The following is a 22,483-nucleotide window of genomic DNA, read 5'->3' as shown; positions in this document are numbered from 1 at the left end:
ATGAAGTGTGGACAGGGATTTTTCAAAGCGAAGCAGCAAGCCGGGATATCGGTGCTCTCTATTACCAACAGCTTTCCCAGCTTGATTCAGCCATGGTTCGTTAACCAACTGGTGGAGATCATCCACAACAGTGGTGAGAACCGCATCCTGTCTATCGAAAGCTCGGAGCAGGTCTATACCGACGATATCGATAAATTCCAGCTGCTGGAGCAAAGTGCCTCGATTCCCTGGATCAGCAAGCAGAGCTTGGCCAGCGTGCTGCAGTTTCTCGCCGCGCCGTCACGATGGCCAGCGCTATGGCGCGGGCTGGGCGCGCAGCGTGCGCTGGGTGCCGACTATCAGCCGCTATTGGGAAATCTGATTAACCGCTTGGCGCTGAGCCCGTTCTGCTCGCTGGATAACTTCGATGTCATTCACTCCCACAGTGAGCTGGCGGCCTGGCGCTTTTTGCCTATTATTGCGGCCAGCAACAAGCCTTGGGTGATCACCTTTCACGGCCTGCCTCCGAAAGGGGTTCAACCGCTGAGCAGTGAACAGCGGGCGGTGATGGCAAAACATGCCTCGGTGGTGCTGGTGAACACTGAGTTTGCCAAGCAGCACTACGCGGCCAAGGGCGGCGACCCAGCCAAGGTGAGGATCTTGCCCCAAGGCCTGCGTTTAGAGGACTTCCCCTTCGAGCCTCTGGCGGTGCCACAAGGGGATGAGGCGATCCAGCTACTCACCGTTGGGCGCTTTCACCCCGACAAAGGCCAAAGCTATGCCTTAGAGGCCATGCAGGCCTTGGTTGAGCAGGGCATTAATCTGCGCTATACCATGATTGGCAATGGCCCAGATCGACCGCGCTTGGAAGAGCTGGCTACCAGTTTGGGGCTGGCGGAACGAGTCAGCTTTAAAAGTGGGCTGAGCGATAGCGAGCTGCGCGCCGCCTATCGCCAAGCACATATCTTCATCTTGCCGAGCCTGCGCGACCGCGATGGCTTCCATGAAGAGACCCAGGGTGTGGTGATGCAAGAGGCTCAAGCCAGTGGCGCCTTGGTGATTGCCACCCGCACTGGCGGGATCCCCGAGTGTTTGGTGGATGGCGAGGCTGGCTTCTTGATTGAGGATCGTAGCAGCCAGTCCTTGGCAGACAAGATTCGCTACCTGATTGAAAACCGTCAGGATTGGCCGCATTGGCAGCAAGCTGGCCGCCAACATGTGGAAAGCCACTATGATATTAAGCAAATAGGTCTTGAGCTTCAGGCCATCTACAAGCAGGCTATGGGCGGCTAACTTACCGGATGTGAGTGCGGCCAAACCTGCGCAGTATGTATTAACAAGATTAAGGATGATTATGTTAGGCAAGATAAGGGTAATGGTGGAGCGTTATCTGCTCATGGGGCGTTTGGCGCTCTCGGGGTATCTGGCCCGCAATGGACTGCGCAAGCAAGCGCGTGGACAACACTTGGTGATTTCGATGACCTCGATCCCCAGCCGGGTCGGCTTGATGGGCCCCACCTTGGAGTGCCTGTTGAGCCAGAGCATGAAGCCCGACGCCATAGTGCTGTGGCTATCTGATGAGTTGGATAGCGTGCCTGAGGTGCTACAGCCTTATGTTGAGCGCGGCCTTGAGGTGCGCTTTGTACCCGATGTGGGCCCGCACACCAAGCTGGTGTATGCCCTGCAAGCCTTCCCAGACAGCGTGGTGGTTACCGCCGACGACGATAAGCTCTACCCTTGGCGCTGGCTGAGTAAGCTGTATAAATCCTACCAAGCTCGCCCCGATTGCATCCACTGCCACCGCGCCCACCTGATCACCAAAGATGAGAACGGCATTAAGCGCTATGTCGATTGGAAATGGCTGGCCCACGGCGTGCCCGGCCCAAGCTTTATGCTGTTCCCCACCGGTGTGGGTGGAGTGCTCTACCCGCCGAAGCTGCTACACAGTGATGCCACCAATATCCCCTTGTTTAGCGAGCTATGCCCTAAAGCCGACGATATCTGGTTTAAGGCCATGGCGCTGTTAAACAATGTGCAAAGCGTGCAGGTGGGCGATAAGTTCCGCGACTTTTTCTCGGTGGATGACATCAAGCACAACACCGTAAAGCTGGGCACCGAGAACGTGTTCGGCGGCGGTAACGACAAGCAGATCAAAGCTGTATTCGACCACTACGACCTTAAGCTATGAAACAGGCCAATGTAAAAAGCCTACCGGTTTACTTTATCGGGAGCGTGCTGCGCCAGCTGGTGGGCTTTATCATGCTGCCGATCTACACCTCGGTGCTCACCCCGGCCGATTATGGTGTGATTGGTCTGTTGGCGATCAGCCTGAGTATCTTCGAAACCGCGCTGGGCGGGCGTTTTGCCCAAGCCGTTCCTAAGTTTTATTTTGAACGGGATAATGACTCTAAAAGGCGGCTGGTTCTCTCGTCATCTTTTCTATTCACCCTCTTTATCAGTTCGCTATCGGCGATGTTGTTTTTTTCGCTCAGTGCGCAACTTTCCCAGGCGGTGCTTGGTGACTCTAGCTTTGAGCTGTATTTCAAGTGGTATAGCTTGCTACTGATAACCAGCGGTGTGGAAGCTTATGGGCTGACTTACTTACGATTGCTCGACCGGGCATGGAGCTTTATTACTGTCTCGCTGCTTAAGTTGGTGTTTCAGTTAGCCACAAATATCTACTTTGTCGTGTATTTGCGCATGGGAGTTGAAGGTGTCGTTTATGCCCAAGTGCTCGTTTCAGGCCTGTTTGCGCTAGTCTTTGCTGGCGTGATTCTTACTAAGGTGGGGTGGGGTATTGAGTCTCCCCTTATTGCTAGACTATTTGCGTTTTGTTGGCCGCTTTGGCTGACCGGTTTAGCTGGCTTGTACATAAGCAGCGCTAATCGTTACTTTGTGCGTTTGTATGCTGGGCTAGATGAGGTAGGCCTGTTTGCTATTGTGATTAAGTTTGCCAGCCTATTAACCCCATTTGTGTGGACGCCATTTTCACAGTGGTGGCAAACAGAACGTTTTAGAGTATACAAAACCAATCAGGGGCGGGATGTTTATCCTCATGTGTTCAATTTGATCTCGTTCACCTTGATTATGTTTGCTCTGGGAATCTGCTTGTTCTCCGATCCTGTTATTCAATTGATGTCGGCCCCTGCATTCCATGCTGCAGCTAGTGGTATTGCAATTATGACTGTTGGAAGGTTAGTGGGGCAGGTGAGCATGTTTTTCAACACGGCTTATCTAGTCAAAGAGAAGACGGCGGTTATCGCTAAGCTCCGATATGCCTTCGCCGCGATTGCAACCGTGGGATTTGTAGTCTTGATCCCACGCTACGGGTTTATCGGGGCTTGCATGGCAATGTGCTTGAGTCAAATAATTATGTTTATCATCAATTACCATCTTTCGCGGAAATATTCAGATATGGGGATATCGCTGAATATCGCTTTAGCGCTGTTAGCTGTTTTGATATTGGCAGTGTTGGTCGATTATGTCTTTATTCCTCAGGCATTAAGCTGGCAGAGTTTGCTTGCCAAAGCATTGCTATTTCTTTGCGGTCTGGTAGCTGGCGGTGCCATATTGTTCAGTAAATATGGAATAAGCGGAGTTAAAATGGTCGTTAGTCGTTTAAAAATGCGCGCGGCGGCAAAGCAGGGATAGGTTGATGATGAGAGTTGCTGTAAAGGGCAAGATAAAAGAATGGTTGGTGGACCGCTTTAGGCCTTATCCGTACAAGCATCATCAAGTTGAGAATCGTTATCTATTTATACACATCCCTAAGAATGCCGGTACGGCGGTGTTGCATGCACTGGGGGATCGTGAATCCCGGAGGATTCACTTGCCTTACTACGTCTATCGCAATGCCAACAAGGCCCATTTTCAGGACTTCTATAAATTCAGCATCGTTCGTAATCCTTGGGATCGGATGGTGTCGATCTACAGCTACTTGAAGCAAGGGGGCAATGGCCACGCTGATGCGCATTTCAGACAAACTCTCGAACAGATCGATTTCGAAGCCTTTGTTATGGATTACATGACGCCGGCTAGGATGCATTGTCACAGTATGTTTCGCCCTCAACATAGTTTCATATTTAACGAACAGGATCAGTTGATGGTGGATGATATCTACTATCAGGAGAGCCTAGCTGAGCAGTACCCTCAACTATGTAACAAGCTAGGTTTTGGAGGTGTGTTAACGGTTAGAAATCAGAGTGAGCGGGTCGCTGTTGAAGGATACTACCAAGATCCGGCTGTGCTGGAACGTGTGGCCGAGCTATACCAAAAAGATGTAGAGTTATTGGGGTATACGATGCCCACAATTAAGTGACACTGAGGGGTGAGCCGCTCATCAACAGAACGCAAGTTGGTGCGGCTTCAGAGTGTGCAGATAACATGCTAAGGATTGCATTATGGAAAAACGGGTAGTCGCAACAGTCGCAATTGGTGAAGCGGGTCAAGCTTGGGCTGATGTCTCGCATCCTTGGGCTCGTCGCTATGCGGAGGCTTGCGGTGCTGATTTCTTTGTACTTAGTCGAGCGGCATTAAAGGGACTTTGGCCGGGCTTTAGCAAGCTGCTTTTGGGTGAGTTGTTGAGCAACTATGATCGCATGTTGTATGTTGATACCGATATCCTGATCTCCCCCGATGCGCCTAACATCTTCGAGCTGGTGCCCGCCGATAAAGTCGGTGCTACTATGGTAGACACCCTCGAGCCGGAGTACGCACCGGCGGTGGCTAATGGCTGGTTCCAAAACGATATCCGCCTGACTCAGCAAATGTTTGGCGAAGCGCAGTGGCAAGAGGGCTATTTCAACAGCGGCAGCCTGCTGTTCTCCAAGCAACATAAATGCGTGTTTGACCAAGCGCTTGAGGTAGCTCAGCAGTGGTTCGATGTCACCACCGACCGCAATCAAGAACAGTTTCGGGTGTTCTCCGATCAGTCGCTGTTCAACTACTTTGTGCAGGCCAATGGCTTCGAGGTGTATGACTTTAAGAAAGACTTCAACCATACCCCGGCGTTTAACCATCAGTCACATCGCTACCAAAGCCATTTCTATCACTATGTGCGGCTGCGCCCGCATCGCCGTGGTAATCGTCTCCGCCAGATGCGTAACGAGGCCTGGATTTTGCGTCGGCCTTGGTTACACCGCCTGCTAAGAGATAACATCTGGATGGCAAATGTGGTCGACCGCTTCTAACCCTTCCCTCCCTCAGAACGGAGCCGATAGATAAGTCCATACTGAGTTTTACACTCAGTGACCACCAATATTGGCGATTTGATCTGCTGCTCCATCGATTACTTCGACTGCTTCTATCGTCGGGTCTGGGTTTGAGCACCCATGAGCTAACCGCATTTATTGTTAACTTGATTAAACTGGAACTGGCCCAGATCCTGCTAGGTGACTCTGTGCTATCCGGTGGGAATGATTGAAAACCCCAGCGATTTGCAGAGCATTCTGGAGGTTGAAACCCGCGCCTATCCGAATGCGCTGAGCGAATGTCGCAAGGCCAACAGCGATTTTTGTGAGACGGTCAAGGCCGAGCTCGCTCACTAGCGCGTCATACTCGCCCTAGACTGGCAGGGTGGTTTGCAGCGCGCTTAGCAGGCTCTGGTGGGTAAGCGTCAGGTCGAACTTGCTGGCCTGATTGTGCTTGGCGGCCATGCCATGCGCATGGCGCCGCTGCGGATCGTCCAGATAACTGGCCAAAGCCGCGGCCGCGTCGTCGACGCCTTCATAAACATGACCATCTTGTTGATGGCTGGTCGCGCCGCACACGCTGGGGTTATTCGGCACCAACACCGCTAAGCCGGCCTGCATGTACTCCAATATGGCCAGGCAGTATCCCACCTCGCCCTTGGAAGGGTGAATAGCAAAGCTACAATGCTGCAGGTAGTGCTCGACCCCGCTCACCCGGCCTTTAAAGATAACCCGATCGCCAATCCCCAGTGCTTCTGCTTGCTGGCGAAACTCCTCGAGATGTGGGCCATCGCCCAGTAGCAGGTAGTAGACGCTGTGCTTGGGGCGTAGCTGCTTGAGCTTGGCCAATACCTCTAGGGCCACATCTATGCCCTTGTAGTGGTTAGCGCGCGCGGCGGTCACCAAGATATCGCCCTGCTCGGGTAGCCCCAACTGCTGGCGGGTTTGGCTGGGATCTGGCGCATGCTGGGCGATACCATTGCTTGCCACAAAGCACTTCGCCGGTGGCATGCAGTCGGTGTTGATGGTGCGCTGGCGGATGTAGTCGGTGGTGGCGATGGCGATATCCACCGCCATCCCCGGTGTGGCGACGCGCAGTGACTTAATCACGCGCTTGAGCCCGCGTGCGCTGCAGCGCTCGCCCGGGGTGTGATCGTGGTTGATGATCCGGCACACCCCTGCTAGCCGGTAAAGCGGATAGCGCAGGCTGACAAAGGCCTGATCGGTGAAGTAGATGGCCTGGATGCGGTGCTGGCGGATAAAGCGCAATTGCTCCAACACGCTGCTATCGCCATCGCGATGAAAGTCCTGCTCGATGCAGGTAATCGGCGCCTCTGCGATCACCTTTGGCAACTTGCTGATGGAGGGGAAGGCTAAATACACCTGATAGCGCGTGGCATATTGCTTGGCGATGCTGGCCCAAAAGCCCTCGATCAGCCACCAAGCGTAGCCAACATCGGAGTCCCAGTTGGCCACCAGTAACAGCCCGGGCTTGTGGGCCACTATGGGTTCTCCGCCGCGGCAGGCGCAGGCTGCCACTGCCCGGCTTCCACCTGCATCCGCTGGTGGCCGTCGAAGCGATAACCAAAGTGGGTGATGTCTGCTTGGTAGAGCTGAGCCACCTTCTGCTTGGCGGCCTCGCTGTAGACCTGCTGATAACCGGCGCGCTTGGACTTGTTGGTATGGGCCAGGGTGGCATCGCTACCCAGCTTTTGCGCGATTACCTGAAAATCGTCCTGGATCTCTTCGAAGTAGCCGAGGTAGTCGATCAGCGGCTTGCCGTGCTTATCGCAGATAAAATCGCTTTGCGGCCAGAAATGGATATGGGCATAGAGCCGCTCTGGGGTGAGCCATTCCAGCACAAACTGCTCAAAATCGTCGATGTCGGCGAGATGTTGCTGCGACCAGGCGCGATCATCGTCATTCCAGCCGCCACCCTTGAGATAGCTATAGGCCGAGTAGAGGCGATCCCAAGGGTTGCGCACAAAGGCAAATTTGAAGTACTGATTAAAGCGCCGCCGACCAAAGATCACCCGGTATTCCCAGGCGCGATAGTGGTAGGGCAGTTTGCCAAACAGCGACAGCGCCACCGATGTGCCCGCCGATTTGGTGATATGCACGAAGATACTCTGCTTCTCACCGAACGGTGCCAGAGAAAAGTCCCCTTTATCAGAGGGGTAGACGACCTGTCTTAGTTTTTTGAAATGTTCCGGGTTGCGCAGTTTAAATAACCAAAAGCGCGTTTCCTTGGAACAGCAACGATGATATAAATCCCTTATCAACATCTGCATCAGCCTGAAGTCCCTTAGGGGCTAAGTTACACCATCAGCCGGATGCTATCTACTCTCATTGTGGGACTTAAAAGGAATGTTTGTCTCGGATGCTTTGGTTTATGCAGAGATGCATAAGACCGCGTGCAGTCATATAGGGAAGTTGTTGCGCCACTGTTTGCAGGGAGAGCAAATCGGTAAGCACAATCGTATTCCCGCTGATCTTCAAAGCCGCTTTGTGTTGGGCTCGATTCGTAACCCCTGGGACTGGTATGTCTCGTTGTGGGGCTATGGCTGCGATGCCAAGGGCAGCGTTTATGCCCAAACCGGCCGTAAGCTGCATTGGCCCTACTATCGCCATCAACTGCCCAACGAAATGGGCCTGCCAGCCTTTAGCTGGGGCTACACCGCGCGGCAGGCTTGGCACGATTTGTCGATCCCGGTGGAGCGCTGGCGCGAGGTCTATAGCGACTCGCGTGATGTGGAGGGTTTTCGCCGCTGGTTGAAGTTAGTGTTCGACCCAGAGCGGGCCTTGGATGTGGGCGAGGGCTACGGCTTTAGCGCTCTGTCATCTGAGGCGGGCTTGATGTCTTACCGCTTCTTCAAGCTCTTTAGCAGCATCGACCAGAAGATGTATCAGTCCGGCGTTGATGCCAGTTTGCCGGGGCTCCAACAGCTTTGGGAGCAGCATGGCTTTGTGGATTTCTTTATTCGCCAAGAGCAGCTTAGCGACGACTTCTACCAAGCCTTGGACAAGGCAGAGGTGGAGCTGGATCAGCAAAAGCAGCAACAGCTGGCTGAGATGGTCAACACCAAAACTAATATCTCTTCGCGCAGCTCCGCCAGCGATTACTACGACGATGAGTCGGTAGCGCTGGTGGCCAAACGCGAGGCCTTTATTATCGACAAGTTTAACTATCAACCACCGGAGGGTTGTGCGCTGTGATGAAGGGAACCCGCCTGCGCAAAGTCTCGCGAGAAGCGCTCGGCAATATTCTGCGAGAAGTGAAGATTGGCTTAAAGCCTACCCCCAAGCCGGATAAGTGGCTATTCCTGGTGGGCTGCTACAACTCGGGCACTACCTTGCTCTCGGATCTCATGGGGCGCCACCCGCAGATGTCGGCGCTGCCCACCGAAGGGCACTTTATCACCGACCAGTTTCCCAAAGATTATGAGATGGGTGTGCCCCGCATGTGGGTCGACCGGGAAGACGTGTTCTGTTTGGATGAAAACGACGAGGGCCCGGATGTACTGCGCATCAAGAAAGAGTGGGGCATGCGACTCGACCTCAGCAAGCCGGTGCTGGTAGAAAAATCGCCGCCGAACACCGCCCGTATGCTGTGGCTGGCCAAGCACTTTGAGAACCCGCACTTTGTGGGCATTGTGCGCGATGGCTACGCGGTGGCCGAAGGGATCTCACGCAAGGGCGACCCACAATCCATCGTCGAAGGCTGGCCCATCGAGAAGTCCGCCTGGCAGTGGGCGCGCAGTAATCAGCTGATGCTGGAGTACGCCGAGAAGCTGGATAAGTTCCTGCTGGTCAAATACGAAGATTTGATGGAGAACCCGCAATACCATCTCGATCAGATCGCTGCGTTTGTTGGTCTTGATCCCTTCCCCACCCTTAGCGAGGGAGCTGAGTTTGCCATCCACGAGCGCAAGGAAGGCCTGAAGAATATGAACCAGCAAAGCATCGATAAGCTCTCAGCAGAGCAGATCGCTACCATCAATGAGGTGGCGGGTGGCATGTTGGAGCGCTTGGGCTATCCGATACTGGGCTAGTTACAGCTTCTGAGTCGACGAACAAGGGGAAGGCTGTGGGGTTTCGTGTCGCACTGGTTAAGTCTGAACAAGGTTTCGCCCCGCAAGCGCTGATTAGCTCGCTGGGTGATGAGGCGGTCATTGTGGCTGCCGAGCATGTTCTGCACAGTGACCCAGTTAGTGAGAACGAGGGCGAAAGCGGCGAGTGGCTGGCCCTCAGCCAACTGCCGATTGCCCAAAGTTTGCCACAGGTGCTGGAGGGGCTGCGCCGCGAAGGCATAGACTATCTCAAGCACTGTTTGGGACACTTTTGCGGGGCTTACGCCGATGGCAAGGGTCAGCTGTGGGTGTTTCGCGACCAGTTCAACAGCACCAAGCTGTATTTTCAGCAGCGTAGCGACGGCTTGTTTATCAGCAGCGACTGGCAAGACCCATGGCTGGAGTATCTGGCCACCATCGATAGCCGGGGGCTCGATGAGTACCTGCGTTATCGCACCCACCCAGAATCCTTGAGTCTGTTTGAGCAGCTAAAAAGCCTGCCCGCTTATAGCTATTTTGCGATCCGTTCGGCCAGTCAGGTGAGCCTGCAGGCCACCGGCTTGCAGGCTTGTTTGGATGTTCCACGCAGTGCCCAGTTTAGCGACCTTCAACTCAAGCAGCAGATCCGCGACCAAGTGCTGGCCCAATACCAACAGGCGAAGCAGCAGTACGCGGAGGCGGCGGTGCTGCTCAGTGGCGGTGTTGACTCGTTCCTGCTGTGCGCCTTGGCAACCCAAGTGTTCGACAAGGTAGTGGCCTATACCCCCTATTGGCTGGAGGGGCAGAACCCAGAGCTGGAGAGGGCCAAGGCCTTTGCCAAGCATCTCGGTATGGAGCATGTGCTGGTGGAGTTTGATGCCAACGCCATTGATGCCACCATGCGGCGTATGGTGGGTCAGCTCGGCCTGCCGCTACGCAACTTCAGCTCGGTGGTGCTCGATCAACTGTTGGAAGAAGTGGGTAAACACCACCAGTTGGTGGTCTATGGCGAATATGCCGACAGCCTGTTTGGCAGCAATATCGCCCGGGAGCGGTTGTTAAGTTATGCCCAGCAGCAGTGGCTGCAAAAGCTACCGCAATGGAGCCTTAGCCCGCTCAAGGTATTGGCGCCCTCGCTGCATCAGCGGGTGATGCGCCAGCGCAATCGAGATTTGAGCGAGCTCTACCAAAGCATCTACTTCACCGTCGATATGCAGCGCTACACAACCCTCTGCGAGCACCTGGGGCTGCCCGCGCCGGGGCTGTGGAACAGTATCGATTTCGCGGCGCCTAGCTCCCATCAGGACTGCCTGTACCACTGCCAGTTGGTGTCGCTGTTTATCGGCATCTATCACCATATGGTGGAGATAGAGGCCTCTGCCCAGCATGCTGGAGTGGCGATCCTCAGCCCCTTTGGTAATCAGGCGATGTATGAGTTATCGACCCGGTTGAGTGCGCCGCAGCTATTTGGCCCGGCGGGTTACTCGGTGCTGAAAAACCTTAAGGGGCTCCATGCCACTGCGGTGAAGCCATTGCTGCGTGAGCTGGCCTGTGACTACGCGCCGCGCGAGCTGATCTATGCCAAGAAGTATGCCTTCGACGTACCGTTCGCCAAGTGGTTGGCCGGTCCGCTGGCTGGCCCGGTGGCGCAGCTTAGTAAGCTGGGATGGCTTAGCGATCCGCTCACTCCACCCTATTCTAAGCAGGACTGCGAGCTGTTGTGGACCTTGTTATGCTTAGATATACAACTACAAGCGAAAGGGTGGACTAACCTCAGGAGTGCTCGTGACGTTAAAGGGTAAAGCTCGTTGGCTACATTGGGCTCAAAAGCTGCCTCTCCATACTCTGCTTGGTGACTTTTGTCCTATATTTGTTCTGCACCGAGTTGCTGGAGAGAACGCTCCGGTTCAAGCACATATACATCAGCCTGAGTTCCTGGAGTGGTGCCTTTCTTACTTGAAGTCTGAGGGCTACCGAGCTATTTCCTTAGATGAACTAATCAGTTACCGGAGAAAGCGACGCAGGCTTCCGGCAAAGTCGGTGGTGTTTACCGTCGATGATGGCTTTCGTGACAATGTTGTAGATGCAGGGGCATTGTTTGCAAAGTTCCAGGTTCCGCTGACTTGTTTTGTAATCTCTGGGTTTACTGCTGAAGAGCTTTGGCCGTGGGATGACCAGTTGAAGCATTTGTTAGGTAAAGTTGAGCAATTGCCTTCAACTATTGAGCTTCCAGATGGATCAACATTCGTTATAAATCCAATCTTAACCCGATATGAGCAGGTGCGCACTTTACGTAATCGTTTGAAGCAGCTTAGCCAGGACGCTATCTACCCTTGGCTAAGGCGTCAATACAAGGATCTTCAGGTTAGATACCCGAGCAAACCGCCAGCAGGCTATCGCCCTGCAAAACTGAGCCAGCTTGAGCGATTTATCCGACAAGGTCATACGGTATGTGCTCACACGCATACACACCGGATCCTTAGTCAGTTAGACCTCAATACTGCCCGATGGGAGATTCGGCACTCATATACTTGGCTAACTGAGAACCTCTCTAAGACAGGGAGCAGTTTCGCATATCCAACCGGGCGCAGTGGAGACTTCAACTTTGAGCATCAAAGATTGGTTGAGTCGCTGGGTTTTAGTGGTGCAGTCACAACTGAGGCGAGAACTCACTGCTCGGGCGATCCTCTTTTTGCGCTTCCTCGTCTATCTCTTCCAGAAGAACCTTATCAATTTATCCAGTATTTAAGCTACATTGAGGTGCTGAAACAGCGTGTACGTGGTTGCCTTCTAGCTTCGCAAAAAAGGTGAATGTTGTTTGAGTTTGCGAACAATAGTCTTGAAGGTTCGTGGGATCAGCATGCTAAATGAGCGATATAACTCTCGCATAGCTGGCCAAGGATCTCTGGGAGAGTATACCGCCCAGACTACCGTACCAGACAAGATACGCTGATATATTCTTAACATACTTGTGACAGCCTGTCGGTCTTCTATTCGTGCGACCAAATCATTCATTGTGTGCAGGAAGTAGTACTCGGTTTTCTGTTTTGGTAATTTTGCATAACAGTGGCCTGTGAGTGTTTGATAACTACTCACTAAGTTATTGACTCCGCATGCTGAATCAAACCAGTTACACATACCTAAACGAGGGTTGGTTTCTAGGTAATAATAGCTGGATGTTGTTGCATCGTACTTAAACTCCCACATTCCTGGTCCAATATATTTTAACGTTCTTCCCAACGCCGCCACTTGCTTCTTTATCTCAGCATTGTCGGCGCTATAAGCTGAGGAGGTAACGCCGAAATGGGAGGGGGAGGTGCCAAGGCGCTGAAAGGTGAAGGCAGAGATCATCTCATGCTGCTCATCGAAGGTGGCGTTACATACCCACAGGGCATCATCACCACCGGGGATCACCTCTTGGGCGATAAAGTGATCGAACTGGCCGCTAAAGCGCTGATAAAACTGTTCCAACTCGGCCTGGTTGGTAGCGATATAGTTTTTGGCACCTAGCAAAGCGTAGTCGGGATAGTTGCGTGGCTTAATGATGATCGGCAGTGGCAGCGCATCAAACGGATGCTCGCCGAGCGGCTCTGCCACAGACTCGGGCAGGGTCACCGAGGTGGGGGCGAGTAGCTGAAGCTCCTGGCTTTTGTCGTTGAGCTGTTCGATAAGCTCGGAGCCGGGCACCAGGCACAGAACATTGCTGGGCAGTTGCTCGCGGTAATTCTGCAAGAAATTCGCGGCCCGATCGGAGCAGGCAAAGATCGGCAGCGGGGTGCGGTAGTCGGCGGCGAGCTTACGCAATAGCTCCAGTAGCTGAGTCTCCCACTCCGGGCTGAATGGCAGGTAGTGCTTCTCTGCTGGATGGCGGCTAGCGGCACCGGTGTCTTTGGGGGAGGGGAAGATGCACAGGCTGCCGATACGAGCCTGATGCAGCGATTTAATCGCGCCGAGACCATTCAGTCCATTGGCCAGTACGATGGCGTAACGTTGGTAGTGGCTGTGATCCTGAATATGTTGTTGATGCTGACGGCGCAGCCACAGCCGCAACAGGTACTCGCGCAGTAGCCCCTGCCCGTGCTGGCTACAGAGCCTGCCGCTCAAATAGCGTTGGTGGGTACTCACTCGCTGCTTGTACTCTTCCAGCCCTCGCAGGAAGTTTACCGAGCAAAGCCCCTGCTGCTGGTAGTGCTCCAGCATGGCCAGTAGCAACATGATGCCAATCCCAAAACGACTAAAGCGGTTATCAAAGCCGGTGAGATAGTGCAGCAGTTCCCCGTTGTGAAAGAAACCCACATGGATGGCAGCGATCTCGCCGTCGATGCACAGATAGGAGCACTCCAGTGATTCGTCTAGCTGTTGGAACAACGCGCGAACCTCTGTGCGGGAGCCCGCTTGGTTTAGTTTGTTCTCGCCATAGCGCTGCTGATTGAGTTGTAGGGCTCGCTCTAGTGCATCCTCAGTCAGCGGCTGTTGCAGCTTTATCTCTAACTGGTGGCTTTGCTCTAACTGCTTTCTACGGGTGCGGGCATTGCGTTTGAGCTTGGAGGAGAGCTTGAGCTTGTCGAAGGCGCAGTGCAGCGTGGGGTAGTCGGGCAGTGCGTAGCCGCGATAGTCCTCGGGTTGATGGTTGAGGATCTGCTCGAGTGCGGATCCGGGTAACAGCAAGTCGATGGCCAAGGTTTGTGGTAGTTTGCTGGCGCGAAAATAGTCCCAGAATCTTGCAGAAAACGCCGCGATATCGATAGAGGGATCCAGCAGACACTCGTGGTAATCGGAGAACAGCTGACACAGATGCTGCAAGCTGGGGAAGCGAAACTTCCTGCTTAATATCCGCTCTTGTAACGGCAAGGCAAATACCAAGTCTTGCCCGTGGTAGCCGCAAATAATCCGTGGAGCTGGGCTGCTATGGAACTGATGCCGGCACCAGGCATAGCTGATAAAGATGCTGCCACGGCTGCGCTGTTGCAACATCTCCCAATCTCCCTGCAAGGCCTCAAAGGCGGCAGCGTCGCTGATCAGCTTGAAGTGTAAACTAGGCGTGTGAAAGTCCATTTGCCACCTGCTGCCAACTACTGAGGGTGGGGTACTGCTGATTGAGGTAGATCTCACTCATGCTAAGCCATTGGCGACTGCCACAAAGCCGTTGTAGCTTGCTCAGGGCACTGCCTTGATTGACATGGTGACGGAACGAGGACTTGGCGTTGCTCTTAATCCGCGGCTGCTTGGGGTCAAACTCCCAAGGGTGGGTATAGAAGTTGATTGGGCCCAATTGGTTGTCTGCGCGGCGCTGCAGAGCCATAAACAGCCAGTATGGCAATAGGCGGAAGTAGCCGCCTCCGCCGATGGGAATGCTGCGGCTACCCAGTTGAGTGGTCGTCACTGGGATCTCCAGTAGGCCATTTTCTAGATAATACGGATGGCGGGGAGCCAGGGGCACGCCGTACAGGTCGTGGTTGATTGGGTAGCTGCTGGAGCTGTAACGGTATCCGGCCGCGAGGATCTCATCGTGCGCCCACTCGTTATCTGCCGATATGGAAAAGCAGGGGGCGCGAAAGCCGACTACGGGCTGGGCGGTCAGGTCTTCCAGGCGTGCCTTGGCATTGCGAATATCGTCGCTAAACTGTTGGCGGCTTTGCTTGGACAGGTGCTGGTGCATGTAACCATGGCTACCCAGTTCATGGCCTTGAGCCAAGATATCCTTGATGACTTGCGGGTGATGCTCGGCAATCCATCCCAAGGTGAAGAAGGTGGCTTTAGTGGCCGTGACGTCGAACACTTCCAACATTGAGTCAATCTGCCCGCGTAAGCGGCTTTCAAAAGATTGCCATTGAGAGGGGCGTACATCGTTGCTAAACGCTTCGACCTGAAAGTACTCTTCCACGTCTACAGTCATCGCTGCTTTATCGGAATGTTGGCCAGCCATTAGCGACCGCTCCCGTTGGTGACCGGTATCTGCATCTGAGTTACTTAGCGTCCTTTGCCGAAGAGTACGATCTCAGCGGTTCTTACCAGGATCAGTAGATCCAGCAAGAAGCTGCGGTGTTTGATGTAGTAAAGGTCGAACTTCAGCTTCTCCAGCGAGTCCGCTTCACTGCTGCCATAGGGGTATTTTAGCTGGGCCCAGCCGGTGAGTCCGGGCTTCACGTTATGGCGTTGGTTGTAGTAAGGAATATTCAGCACTAGCTCTTTTACAAAGGCAGGGCGCTCTGGGCGAGGGCCGACAAAGCCCATATCGCCGCGAAATACATTGTATAGCTGGGGCAGTTCGTCGATTCGATACTTACGAATGAAGTTACCCACCTTGGTTACCCGAGGGTCTTCTTTCTGCGCCCACTTGGCACCATCCCGTTCTGCGTCAGTACGCATGCTGCGGAATTTGTAGATGTTGAACGGGCGACCGTTTAGGCCGATCCGTTCCTGAGAGTAAAGCACCGGGGCTTTGAACCCCTCTTCCAGCTTGATGAAGATAATGGTGAGCAGCATCATCGGCCAGGTAAGCAGCGACACTACCATGGCGAGCACGGTGTTGAAGATCCAATCCAGCGAGCTGCGAAGGTAGTTGGTGGACTGGAAGCCGTTGCTGTAGATAACCCATGACGGGTAGATAAGGTTAACCGCAATCTGCCCAGATTCGCGCTCGATAAAATCGATGATATCGGTGATCTCAATGCCGCGCAGCTTACACAAGAACAAGCTATCGACCGGCAAGTTAGTGCGTCGCTCGTCGGCGGCGATCACGATCTCTTCAATCCCGTTGGTGAGCACGTAGGCCTCGATGGGTTGATCGAGCTCGATCAGAGTTTCGCTTTTGATGCCCTCTGCTGAGTCGCCAGGCATTTTAACAAAGCCAACCAGCTCGAAGCTGACTCGGTCTGCCTTACGCCGCATCCGCCTTTCAATAATGCTGGCGCGTTCACCAGCACCTAGCACTAACACCCGTTTACGGCCTAAATGCTCGTACTGCATTTTTAGGGCAAAGAAGCGAGTAAAGGTGAGGCCTATCATTGCGCCGGCGTACAAGAATTCGCGGAAGTTGCCATCTAATACAGTTAGCGGAGAAATGACGTAAATAACTGAAGAGACAAAATAACCCAGCGCCACACTGACCACTAATCGACGAATTACACCGCGGAAAGTTTCGCGAATTTTTTGGTTATATAACCCTACCGCTAATATGGATAATTGAATAGGGAGTACGAAACAAAACAGCTCAATAATAAAGTTGCTATTGAAATACTCAGGGGTGGCTGTACCGGAAAGCCGCAGCACTTCCACGGCAATCAACATGATGCCGGTAAGTACTAAAAACTCGGTAACGACGATAGCCCGGCTACCCGGATCCAGATTATGAAACTTTGTTCCTGCCACGCTTCTTCCTTGAAACCAACTGGAGTCTGTAATAAGTCTTTAATTAATAAAGATTAACTTGGCCGTATAAAGTTAGCCAATTGTGAAGGTTCATGCAATCTATAAACAGCATGTTGAACTAAGCACCCGAGAGTTTCAACAACACTTACTAAATTGTTTTACTTTTAAACGGATTGCACACTATCATGAACGTATAGAACTGTGTAACAACTAACTAAGTTCTTGAATCAGAAGCGTAATGGAATATGGCTATGACTGACATGAAAGGATTTGTGCGCCCGTTGCTGGTGCTGTTAATGAGCGCTATGGGCTTAGTGGCCTGCTCTAGCAGTAGTAATTTACCCCCACTACCCAGTGCAACTGTTGTTCCCTCTCTCACCTCTGATCCGGCCGAATATCAGTACCTGATTGGTCCGGGCGATGAGCTAAGCATCTTTGTTTGGCGTAACCCCGAGATCTCAGGCACCTTTATTGTTCGACCCGATGGTATGGTGTCCACCTCCTTGGTTGAAGACATTAAGGTCTCAGGTAAAACCCCCAGCCAGGTTGCCCGCGAGATTGAAGATGTGCTGTCTCAATTTATCCGCGACCCGATTGTGACCGTGAGCATGGAAGAGTTCTTTGGTCCATACAGCGAACAGGTGCGGGTGATTGGTGAAGCATCTCAACCTCAGGCTATTGCGTATCGCGAGAAGATGACCTTGCTGGATGTGATGGTTGCCGTAGGCGGCTTAACCGAGTTTGCCAATGGCGATTCAGCAACCTTGGTACGCGTGGTGAACGGCGAGCAGTTGTCTTACCGGGTTGAGATTGCCCGCTTGATTCAAGATGGCGACATCAACGCAAACGTCGACATCCTGCCAGGTGACATCATCATTATTCCTGAATCGTGGTTCTAGGGGTTTAGCTGTAGATGCAAGAACAATTGGATGATCTGCTCCACTACCTCAAAGGGGTGTGGCTTAAGCGTCGTTATATCCTAATCGCTACTTGGTTACTTTGCCCCATCGGATGGGTGATGGTGACCATGATGCCCAACCAATATACCTCAGAGGCCCGGGTTTACGCCGATACTCGCTCCATGCTCAAGCCCCTGCTAAGGGGCTTAGCCTTGGACACCGATCCGGGGCAAGAGTTGGCGCTGGAGGTGCGAACCCTGCTAAGCCGTAACAACCTGGAGAAGATTGCTCGAGCCAGCGATGCAGATATCTACGCTGGTACCAATCAAGAGCTATCTGAGCTTTATGCTAGCCTGAAAAATGATATTCGTATCAACCAAGCTGACCGTGAGCGCTTGTTTACTATCAAGTTTACCGGCTCATCGCCCACCCAAGTTCAAAGCGTGGTGCAGGCGGTGCTGGATGTGTTTGTTGAGAACACCTTGGGTGCGAAACGTTTGGACTCGGACCAAGCCACCGTGTTCATCAACCAGCAAATCGAAGAGTATGAAGCCCGCTTGAGTGAAGCAGAGCGGCGCTTAGCCGACTTCAAGCGAGAGTATGCTGGCTTGTTGCCTGGTAGTGAGCGCGGCTATTACTCGAACCTGGAAAGCGTGAAGAATCAGCTAGAAGAGACCCGCTTGCAGGTCAGCGAGGTGGAAACCCGTCTCGCCTCTGCCAGGGCTCAGCTATCGTCTGAAGAGGCTATCGTTGCTCAGGCACGAGAACGGATCAAAACCGAGTATGACGACCGTCTGCTATCGCTGCAATCTCGCCTCGATGACCTTAATCTGCGTTACACCGAGCGCCACCCCGATGTGATTGAGATGAGCCGTCAGATTGCCGCGCTTAGAGAGCAACAGCAGTTAGCCATGACCTCAACGACTGCCAGCGCGGCATTGCTGCAGGATTCGGTTATTTATCAAGGCTTGAAGATAAATGTTAGCCAGCTGGAGAACGAGCTCGCGTCGTTGCGGGTTCGTGAGAACCGCTTCCAATCACGGCTGAGCGAGTGGGAAGCCAAAGCCGCACAAGTACCGGATGTGGAGGCCAAGCTGACAGGTCTGAACCGTAACTATGAGATCACCAAGAACAAGTACGAAGAGCTGCTGGCTCGTCGTGAGCAAGCCTTAATCTCACAAAGCGTGGGTGAGACCACCGATGATATTAAGTTTCGGGTGATTGACCCGCCGCTGGTTCCGAATAAGCCCTCTGGTCCGCCTCGTCCGCTGTTAATTGTCGGCGTATTAGTTGCCAGCATTGGCGTTGGAGTTGGTGTGTCGTTCTTGGTCAGTCAAATCAACCCAGTGGTGACCAATGTTCGCCAGTTGTATCAGCAAACTGGCTTCCCCATTTTAGGGGTGGTAACGGCCACTGCAGCTTCAGGCATGGAGAAGATTGAGCGGCGTAAGACCAACTGGTTTCTCTTCGCTAACCTCGTATTGCTATGTTTGTTTGCGCTAGCGTTTGCCGTGAACATAGTGCCCAATCTCCATCAGATGGTGTTGCAAAGTGTAGAAGGGATAAGCTTGCTATGAGTACGATTGAAAAAGCGATGGACAAGCTTAAACAGGCGCAAGCTGGGGCAGCCCAGCAAGCGACGGTTCAGCAGTCTGCGCCTGAGCAAGCAGCTAGTGCTGCGTCTGCCGCTGATAGCGCTGCGGCATCAAGCAGCGATAAGCCTGTGCTGCACATCGACCCACAGCTGCTCGAGCAGAAGGGGCTGATCTCCGATCTTCGCGATCGGCAGACCCGCCTGACCAGTGATGAGTACCGCAGCGTCAAGCGCAAGCTGCTGAAGAACGCCTCAGACCGAGGACTGATCCCAGAGCATAAGCGCAACATGATTATGGTCACCAGCGCCAACCCGAAAGAGGGTAAGACCTTTACCTCGATCAACTTGGCGTTGAGTCTGGCACTGGAAAAAGACAAAACGGTGCTGTTGATCGATGCCGATGTTCTCAATCCCAGTATCAATCGGGTGTTAAAACTGGGTCAGCACACCGGGCTGATGGAGTACCTGCTGGGAGAGACCGATGATGTCGGCGACATCATCTACTCCACCAACATTCCAAACCTGCGGATTATGCCTGCAGGTCGCCCTCACCACTTGAGTAACGAGCTGTTATCCAGTGAGCGGATGATTGCGCTAACTCAAGAGTTGAGTAGCCGCTACAACGACCGGATCCTGCTGTTTGATAGCCCGCCGATTCTAGGGGTGAATGAGACGGTTGTGCTGTCGAACTTTATAGGACAAGCAGTGGTAGTGGTTGAACAAGACAAAGCAAAACTGGCTGCAGTGAATGCAGCGGTGGGTCAGCTTGGGGATGAAATTGCTATCGGCTTTGTGCTGAACAAAGCGGTGCGCGGCTCGGTAAGCTCTTATGGATACGGATATGGCTATGGATACGGCTACGGATATGAGGATAAAGATAGCGCTTAGTCGGGTTTGTTTAGCGTTATTAGCATGTGGTTACTCGGTAGCAGGTGTTGCTGCTGATGTGAAGGTAGGGGCCTTGGCCTCTGCTGAAGCGATCCATAGCGATAACGTTAATCGCAGTGCCGACAAAGAGTCAGGGCAGGTCTTCATCATTGGTGCAGGCCTCAACTCAACCATCACCGGAAACGACGGTGAGCTAGCGCTCGACTACCTCGCCCAGCAGGCGATTTACTCCTACGACTCGGACAAGAACCAGCTCTACCACGAACTCGACTTTAACTCGCGTAAAGGACTGGGAAACAGTGGCGTTTCCGCAGTCTTGGATGCGGGCATGACAACCCTTCCCAATAACTTCAACAGCAACCCGCTGAGTGATGTGGTCAGTGGCGATCTGGTCCAGCAAAGTAATGTCGATGCGGGATTGGAGTTTGAGTCTAATCCGCGCGGATGGCTGGATGTCAGAGCCAGCGCTCGAGCCGGCCTCAACTATTACGACGATGAACGCTCCGGTGATAGCCAGCGTTATTCCGGCAACCTGTCGGTCAATAATGGCAGCAAGGCCAAGACGTGGTTCTGGGATCTCTCCAGCAACTATGTCTACCGGGAAGCCCGCGATAGCGACCAAGCGACTGAAAGCGTGAAATACAAGGGCGAACTCGGCCTGCAGCAAATCAGGGGCTGGAGTCCGTTCGTTCGGGTGGTTGGCGAAAGTTACTTCCAAGGCGTGCAAGCCAACGATGATCTGGGAGAGCAAGAGAGCTGGGGGCCTGCTGTGCGTTATTACCCTAGCCGCAATAGCTATTTGGAGTTGAGCTACAACTTTACCCGTGATGATAACGACAACGACGATTATGTGGGGGCTGCGCTGAGTTGGGCTCCCACCTCCAGAACCACCTTGTATGCGGAATATGGCCAACGCTTCTTTGGTGATGCCTATGAGTTTTCATTCCAGCATCGTAAACGCCGTTTGACCACCTCGTTCTCCTACAACGAAGAGCCGGTCAGCTTTGACCGTGAGTTCTTCACCGATGGTGATGATATTACCCAGTTAAGCCTGCGTCGCTCATTAAATGCCAGTGTCAGTTTGGCGCTTAAACGCACCACCTACACGTTTAGCGGCCGACACGTGAGGCAAAAACGCCTAAGTGGCGATCAAATCAATTCAGAGAACATCAACTACGGGGTTGGTCTGTCTATCTCTCATCAGTTAACCCGCGACTGGACCGCACGAGTAGGGGCCGATTACGACCGCTACGAGCTGGAGAATCAAACCGTTGAGCAGCAGGACGATGATTACTACCGCTTCAACATTGGCTTCGACCAGCGGATTGCTGAAGAGCTGTTCTTGGTCTATAGCTACGCGTTTTCCGATCGTGCATCGAACGTCAGCAGCCGTGAATATCAAGAAAATCGCCTGTCCGTGCAGCTAAGGAAGAATTTCTAGATGTATGAAGCGTTTTTTGGGCTTAGTGACAAGCCGTTTAAGCTAAGCCCTGACCCTAAGTTCTTCTTCGCCAGCCCGCACCATGAGCGGGCTATTTCCTATTTGCGTTATGGGCTCTCTCAGGGCGAAGGATTTATCGTGGTCACCGGGCCCATTGGTACCGGCAAGACCACCATCGCGCGCAGCTTGCTAGCCTCGGTGGATGCCTCGATCGTGGCCGCGCAAATCGCCACGACCCGTTTGAACCCAGAAGAGCTGGTGCGCTTGGTGGCGGCACAGTTTGCCATTGACGTAGAAGGGCTCAACAAGGCCGAGATCCTCAAGCGCTTTGAGAAGTACCTACTGACCTTACATCAGCAAGGTAAACGAGCATTGTTGGTGGTGGATGAGGCGCAGAACCTGCCCGCCGAAACGGTTGAAGAGCTGCGGATGTTGTCGAACTTTCAGCTCGACGATAAGCCGCTGTTCCAGAGCTTTCTGCTTGGCCAGGAGGAGCTCAAGCCGATTATTGAGCTGCCGGAGATGGAGCAGTTTCGCCAGCGTATTATCGCCTCTTGTCATCTCAAGCCCTTCGATGGCGAGCAGACTCAGGGCTACATCGAGCACCGCCTCAAGCAGGTGGGCTGGCAGGACAACCCCAAGTTAGATGAGGACATCTTCCCCAAGATCTCCGAGCTGACCAGAGGCATCCCGCGTAAGATCAATATCTTTGCCGATCGCTTGTTCCTGTATGCCTTTTTGGAGGATTTGCACACCATCTCCATGCAGGCGGTAGAAGCGGTTGCTGAGGAGATGGGCGGTGAGCTCAGTGGCTCGCTGAATCAGCAAAGCACCGAGCAGCCAGTTGCGTCGGCAGCCAACAACGAGCTGGAGCAAATCCTCGGCGAGCAAGCACCAATCGGCGATATCGATAGCAACCGGATAAAAGCGAACCTGTTGGATGTTTCCAGCTATCTGGAAGAAGTGGTGCTACGTAAGATCAAAATCATTCGCTACCTCGACAAGATGATCGAGAAAAAGCGCAACAGCTTGGTGGAAACCGACAGCGAGTCGGAAGCCTAAGCACAGCATAG

General features: G+C 53.3%; 20 protein-coding genes. 15 read left to right on the top strand and 5 right to left on the bottom strand.

The window, feature by feature from the left end; genetic code table 11:
* The 6 genes from G462_RS0103805 (at position 1) to G462_RS24645 (ending at position 5,525) form a co-directional block, all read left to right on the top strand.
* Positions 1-1,272, top strand: coding sequence for a glycosyltransferase family 4 protein (locus tag G462_RS0103805; RefSeq protein WP_026957805.1), 1,272 nt, complete (start codon positions 1-3; stop codon positions 1,270-1,272).
* A 61-nt stretch (positions 1,273-1,333) separates the two neighbouring features.
* A complete protein-coding gene (locus G462_RS21660) occupies positions 1,334-2,167 on the top strand; it encodes a hypothetical protein (RefSeq protein ID WP_157378546.1) in 834 nt (277 codons plus the stop codon).
* Complete coding sequence (locus G462_RS0103795) at positions 2,164-3,630, top strand: lipopolysaccharide biosynthesis protein (RefSeq protein WP_026957804.1); 1,467 nt, start codon at positions 2,164-2,166, stop codon at positions 3,628-3,630. Before G462_RS21660 ends, G462_RS0103795 begins: the two co-directional genes overlap by 4 nt.
* A gap of 4 nt (positions 3,631-3,634) precedes the next feature.
* Entirely contained in the window at positions 3,635-4,297 is a 663-nt protein-coding gene (locus G462_RS0103790; RefSeq protein WP_026957803.1) for a sulfotransferase family 2 domain-containing protein, read from the top strand.
* An 82-nt stretch (positions 4,298-4,379) separates the two neighbouring features.
* Positions 4,380-5,168, top strand: coding sequence for a glycosyltransferase (locus G462_RS0103785; protein WP_026957802.1), 789 nt, complete (start codon positions 4,380-4,382; stop codon positions 5,166-5,168).
* Between the two features lie 201 nt (positions 5,169-5,369).
* Positions 5,370-5,525: a hypothetical protein gene (locus G462_RS24645; protein WP_169720136.1), complete on the top strand. Its 156-nt coding sequence runs from the start codon at positions 5,370-5,372 to the stop codon at positions 5,523-5,525.
* A 15-nt stretch (positions 5,526-5,540) separates the two neighbouring features.
* Here G462_RS24645 and G462_RS0103775 read toward each other — a convergent pair whose 3' ends face one another.
* Both G462_RS0103775 and G462_RS21655 read right to left on the bottom strand, forming a co-directional pair.
* Positions 5,541-6,671, bottom strand: coding sequence for a glycosyltransferase family 4 protein (locus G462_RS0103775; protein ID WP_026957801.1), 1,131 nt, complete (start codon positions 6,669-6,671; stop codon positions 5,541-5,543).
* A complete protein-coding gene (locus G462_RS21655) occupies positions 6,671-7,288 on the bottom strand; it encodes a sulfotransferase family 2 domain-containing protein (protein ID WP_051326504.1) in 618 nt (205 codons plus the stop codon). The genes G462_RS0103775 and G462_RS21655 overlap by 1 nt, the downstream gene beginning before the upstream one ends.
* A 316-nt stretch (positions 7,289-7,604) precedes the next feature.
* Between G462_RS21655 and G462_RS0103765 the strand changes: the two genes are divergently transcribed.
* The 4 genes from G462_RS0103765 to G462_RS0103750 are packed head-to-tail and all read left to right on the top strand — an operon-like array spanning position 7,605 to position 12,028.
* Complete coding sequence (locus G462_RS0103765) at positions 7,605-8,384, top strand: hypothetical protein (protein WP_157378545.1); 780 nt, start codon at positions 7,605-7,607, stop codon at positions 8,382-8,384.
* Entirely contained in the window at positions 8,384-9,220 is an 837-nt protein-coding gene (locus G462_RS0103760; protein ID WP_026957799.1) for a sulfotransferase family protein, read from the top strand. Before G462_RS0103765 ends, G462_RS0103760 begins: the two co-directional genes overlap by 1 nt.
* Positions 9,221-9,255: 35 nt before the next feature.
* Positions 9,256-11,019, top strand: coding sequence for an asparagine synthase-related protein (locus tag G462_RS0103755; RefSeq protein WP_026957798.1), 1,764 nt, complete (start codon positions 9,256-9,258; stop codon positions 11,017-11,019).
* Complete coding sequence (locus G462_RS0103750; protein ID WP_026957797.1) at positions 11,003-12,028, top strand: polysaccharide deacetylase family protein; 1,026 nt, start codon at positions 11,003-11,005, stop codon at positions 12,026-12,028. The genes G462_RS0103755 and G462_RS0103750 overlap by 17 nt, the downstream gene beginning before the upstream one ends.
* On the opposite strand, the gene G462_RS0103745 is transcribed toward G462_RS0103750, so the two are convergent.
* The 3 genes from G462_RS0103745 to G462_RS0103735 are packed head-to-tail and all read right to left on the bottom strand — an operon-like array spanning position 12,008 to position 16,588.
* Positions 12,008-14,272, bottom strand: coding sequence for a GNAT family N-acetyltransferase (locus tag G462_RS0103745; protein WP_026957796.1), 2,265 nt, complete (start codon positions 14,270-14,272; stop codon positions 12,008-12,010). The two genes, G462_RS0103750 and G462_RS0103745, sit on opposite strands and share 21 nt — an antisense overlap.
* Positions 14,253-15,143, bottom strand: a complete 891-nt coding sequence (locus G462_RS21650) for an XrtA system polysaccharide deacetylase (protein WP_035476645.1) — start codon at positions 15,141-15,143, stop codon at positions 14,253-14,255. Before G462_RS21650 ends, G462_RS0103745 begins: the two co-directional genes overlap by 20 nt.
* A 44-nt stretch (positions 15,144-15,187) precedes the next feature.
* A complete protein-coding gene (locus G462_RS0103735) occupies positions 15,188-16,588 on the bottom strand; it encodes a TIGR03013 family XrtA/PEP-CTERM system glycosyltransferase (RefSeq protein WP_084404913.1) in 1,401 nt (466 codons plus the stop codon).
* A gap of 251 nt (positions 16,589-16,839) precedes the next feature.
* On the opposite strand from G462_RS0103735, the gene G462_RS0103730 reads away from it, so the two are divergent.
* Genes G462_RS0103730 through G462_RS0103710 form a run of 5 tightly spaced genes read left to right on the top strand, consistent with a single transcriptional unit; the run spans position 16,840 to position 22,472 of the window.
* Entirely contained in the window at positions 16,840-17,487 is a 648-nt protein-coding gene (locus G462_RS0103730) for an XrtA/PEP-CTERM system exopolysaccharide export protein (RefSeq protein WP_425393722.1), read from the top strand.
* Between the two features lie 14 nt (positions 17,488-17,501).
* Positions 17,502-19,064 carry an XrtA system polysaccharide chain length determinant gene (locus tag G462_RS0103725; RefSeq protein WP_026957793.1) on the top strand — a complete coding sequence of 521 codons (1,563 nt, stop codon included), beginning with the start codon at positions 17,502-17,504 and terminating at the stop codon, positions 19,062-19,064.
* On the top strand, positions 19,061-19,969 hold the full coding sequence (locus G462_RS0103720; RefSeq protein WP_026957792.1) for an XrtA-associated tyrosine autokinase: 909 nt from the start codon (positions 19,061-19,063) through the stop codon (positions 19,967-19,969). The genes G462_RS0103725 and G462_RS0103720 overlap by 4 nt, the downstream gene beginning before the upstream one ends.
* Complete coding sequence (locus G462_RS0103715) at positions 19,929-21,410, top strand: outer membrane beta-barrel protein (RefSeq protein ID WP_169720135.1); 1,482 nt, start codon at positions 19,929-19,931, stop codon at positions 21,408-21,410. The genes G462_RS0103720 and G462_RS0103715 overlap by 41 nt, the downstream gene beginning before the upstream one ends.
* Positions 21,411-22,472 carry an XrtA/PEP-CTERM system-associated ATPase gene (locus G462_RS0103710; RefSeq protein WP_026957790.1) on the top strand — a complete coding sequence of 354 codons (1,062 nt, stop codon included), beginning with the start codon at positions 21,411-21,413 and terminating at the stop codon, positions 22,470-22,472.
* Positions 22,473-22,483 lie beyond the last annotated feature (11 nt).

Origin of the sequence: Aliagarivorans taiwanensis DSM 22990 (assembly GCF_000429505.1) — a bacterium.
GTDB lineage: Bacteria > Pseudomonadota > Gammaproteobacteria > Enterobacterales > Celerinatantimonadaceae > Aliagarivorans > Aliagarivorans taiwanensis.
The sequence above is the reverse complement of the archived record's forward strand: the minus strand, read 5'-3'. Positions and strand labels throughout refer to the sequence as shown.

Excerpts from the sequence above, each read along its gene's own strand:
- G462_RS0103805 (WP_026957805.1), top strand. The coding sequence starts at position 1 with ATGAAGTGTGGACAGGGATTTTTCAAAGCGAAGCAGCAAGCCGGGATA.
- G462_RS21660 (WP_157378546.1), top strand. The coding sequence starts at position 1,334 with ATGTTAGGCAAGATAAGGGTAATGGTGGAGCGTTATCTGCTCATGGGG.
- G462_RS0103795 (WP_026957804.1), top strand. The coding sequence starts at position 2,164 with ATGAAACAGGCCAATGTAAAAAGCCTACCGGTTTACTTTATCGGGAGC.
- G462_RS0103790 (WP_026957803.1), top strand. The coding sequence starts at position 3,635 with ATGATGAGAGTTGCTGTAAAGGGCAAGATAAAAGAATGGTTGGTGGAC.
- G462_RS0103785 (WP_026957802.1), top strand. The coding sequence starts at position 4,380 with ATGGAAAAACGGGTAGTCGCAACAGTCGCAATTGGTGAAGCGGGTCAA.
- G462_RS0103760 (WP_026957799.1), top strand. The coding sequence starts at position 8,384 with ATGAAGGGAACCCGCCTGCGCAAAGTCTCGCGAGAAGCGCTCGGCAAT.
- G462_RS0103745 (WP_026957796.1), bottom strand. The coding sequence starts at position 14,272 with ATGGACTTTCACACGCCTAGTTTACACTTCAAGCTGATCAGCGACGCT.
- G462_RS21650 (WP_035476645.1), bottom strand. The coding sequence starts at position 15,143 with ATGGCTGGCCAACATTCCGATAAAGCAGCGATGACTGTAGACGTGGAA.
- G462_RS0103730 (WP_425393722.1), top strand. The coding sequence starts at position 16,840 with ATGACTGACATGAAAGGATTTGTGCGCCCGTTGCTGGTGCTGTTAATG.
- G462_RS0103725 (WP_026957793.1), top strand. The coding sequence starts at position 17,502 with ATGCAAGAACAATTGGATGATCTGCTCCACTACCTCAAAGGGGTGTGG.
- G462_RS0103720 (WP_026957792.1), top strand. The coding sequence starts at position 19,061 with ATGAGTACGATTGAAAAAGCGATGGACAAGCTTAAACAGGCGCAAGCT.
- G462_RS0103715 (WP_169720135.1), top strand. The coding sequence starts at position 19,929 with ATGGATACGGCTACGGATATGAGGATAAAGATAGCGCTTAGTCGGGTT.
- G462_RS0103710 (WP_026957790.1), top strand. The coding sequence starts at position 21,411 with ATGTATGAAGCGTTTTTTGGGCTTAGTGACAAGCCGTTTAAGCTAAGC.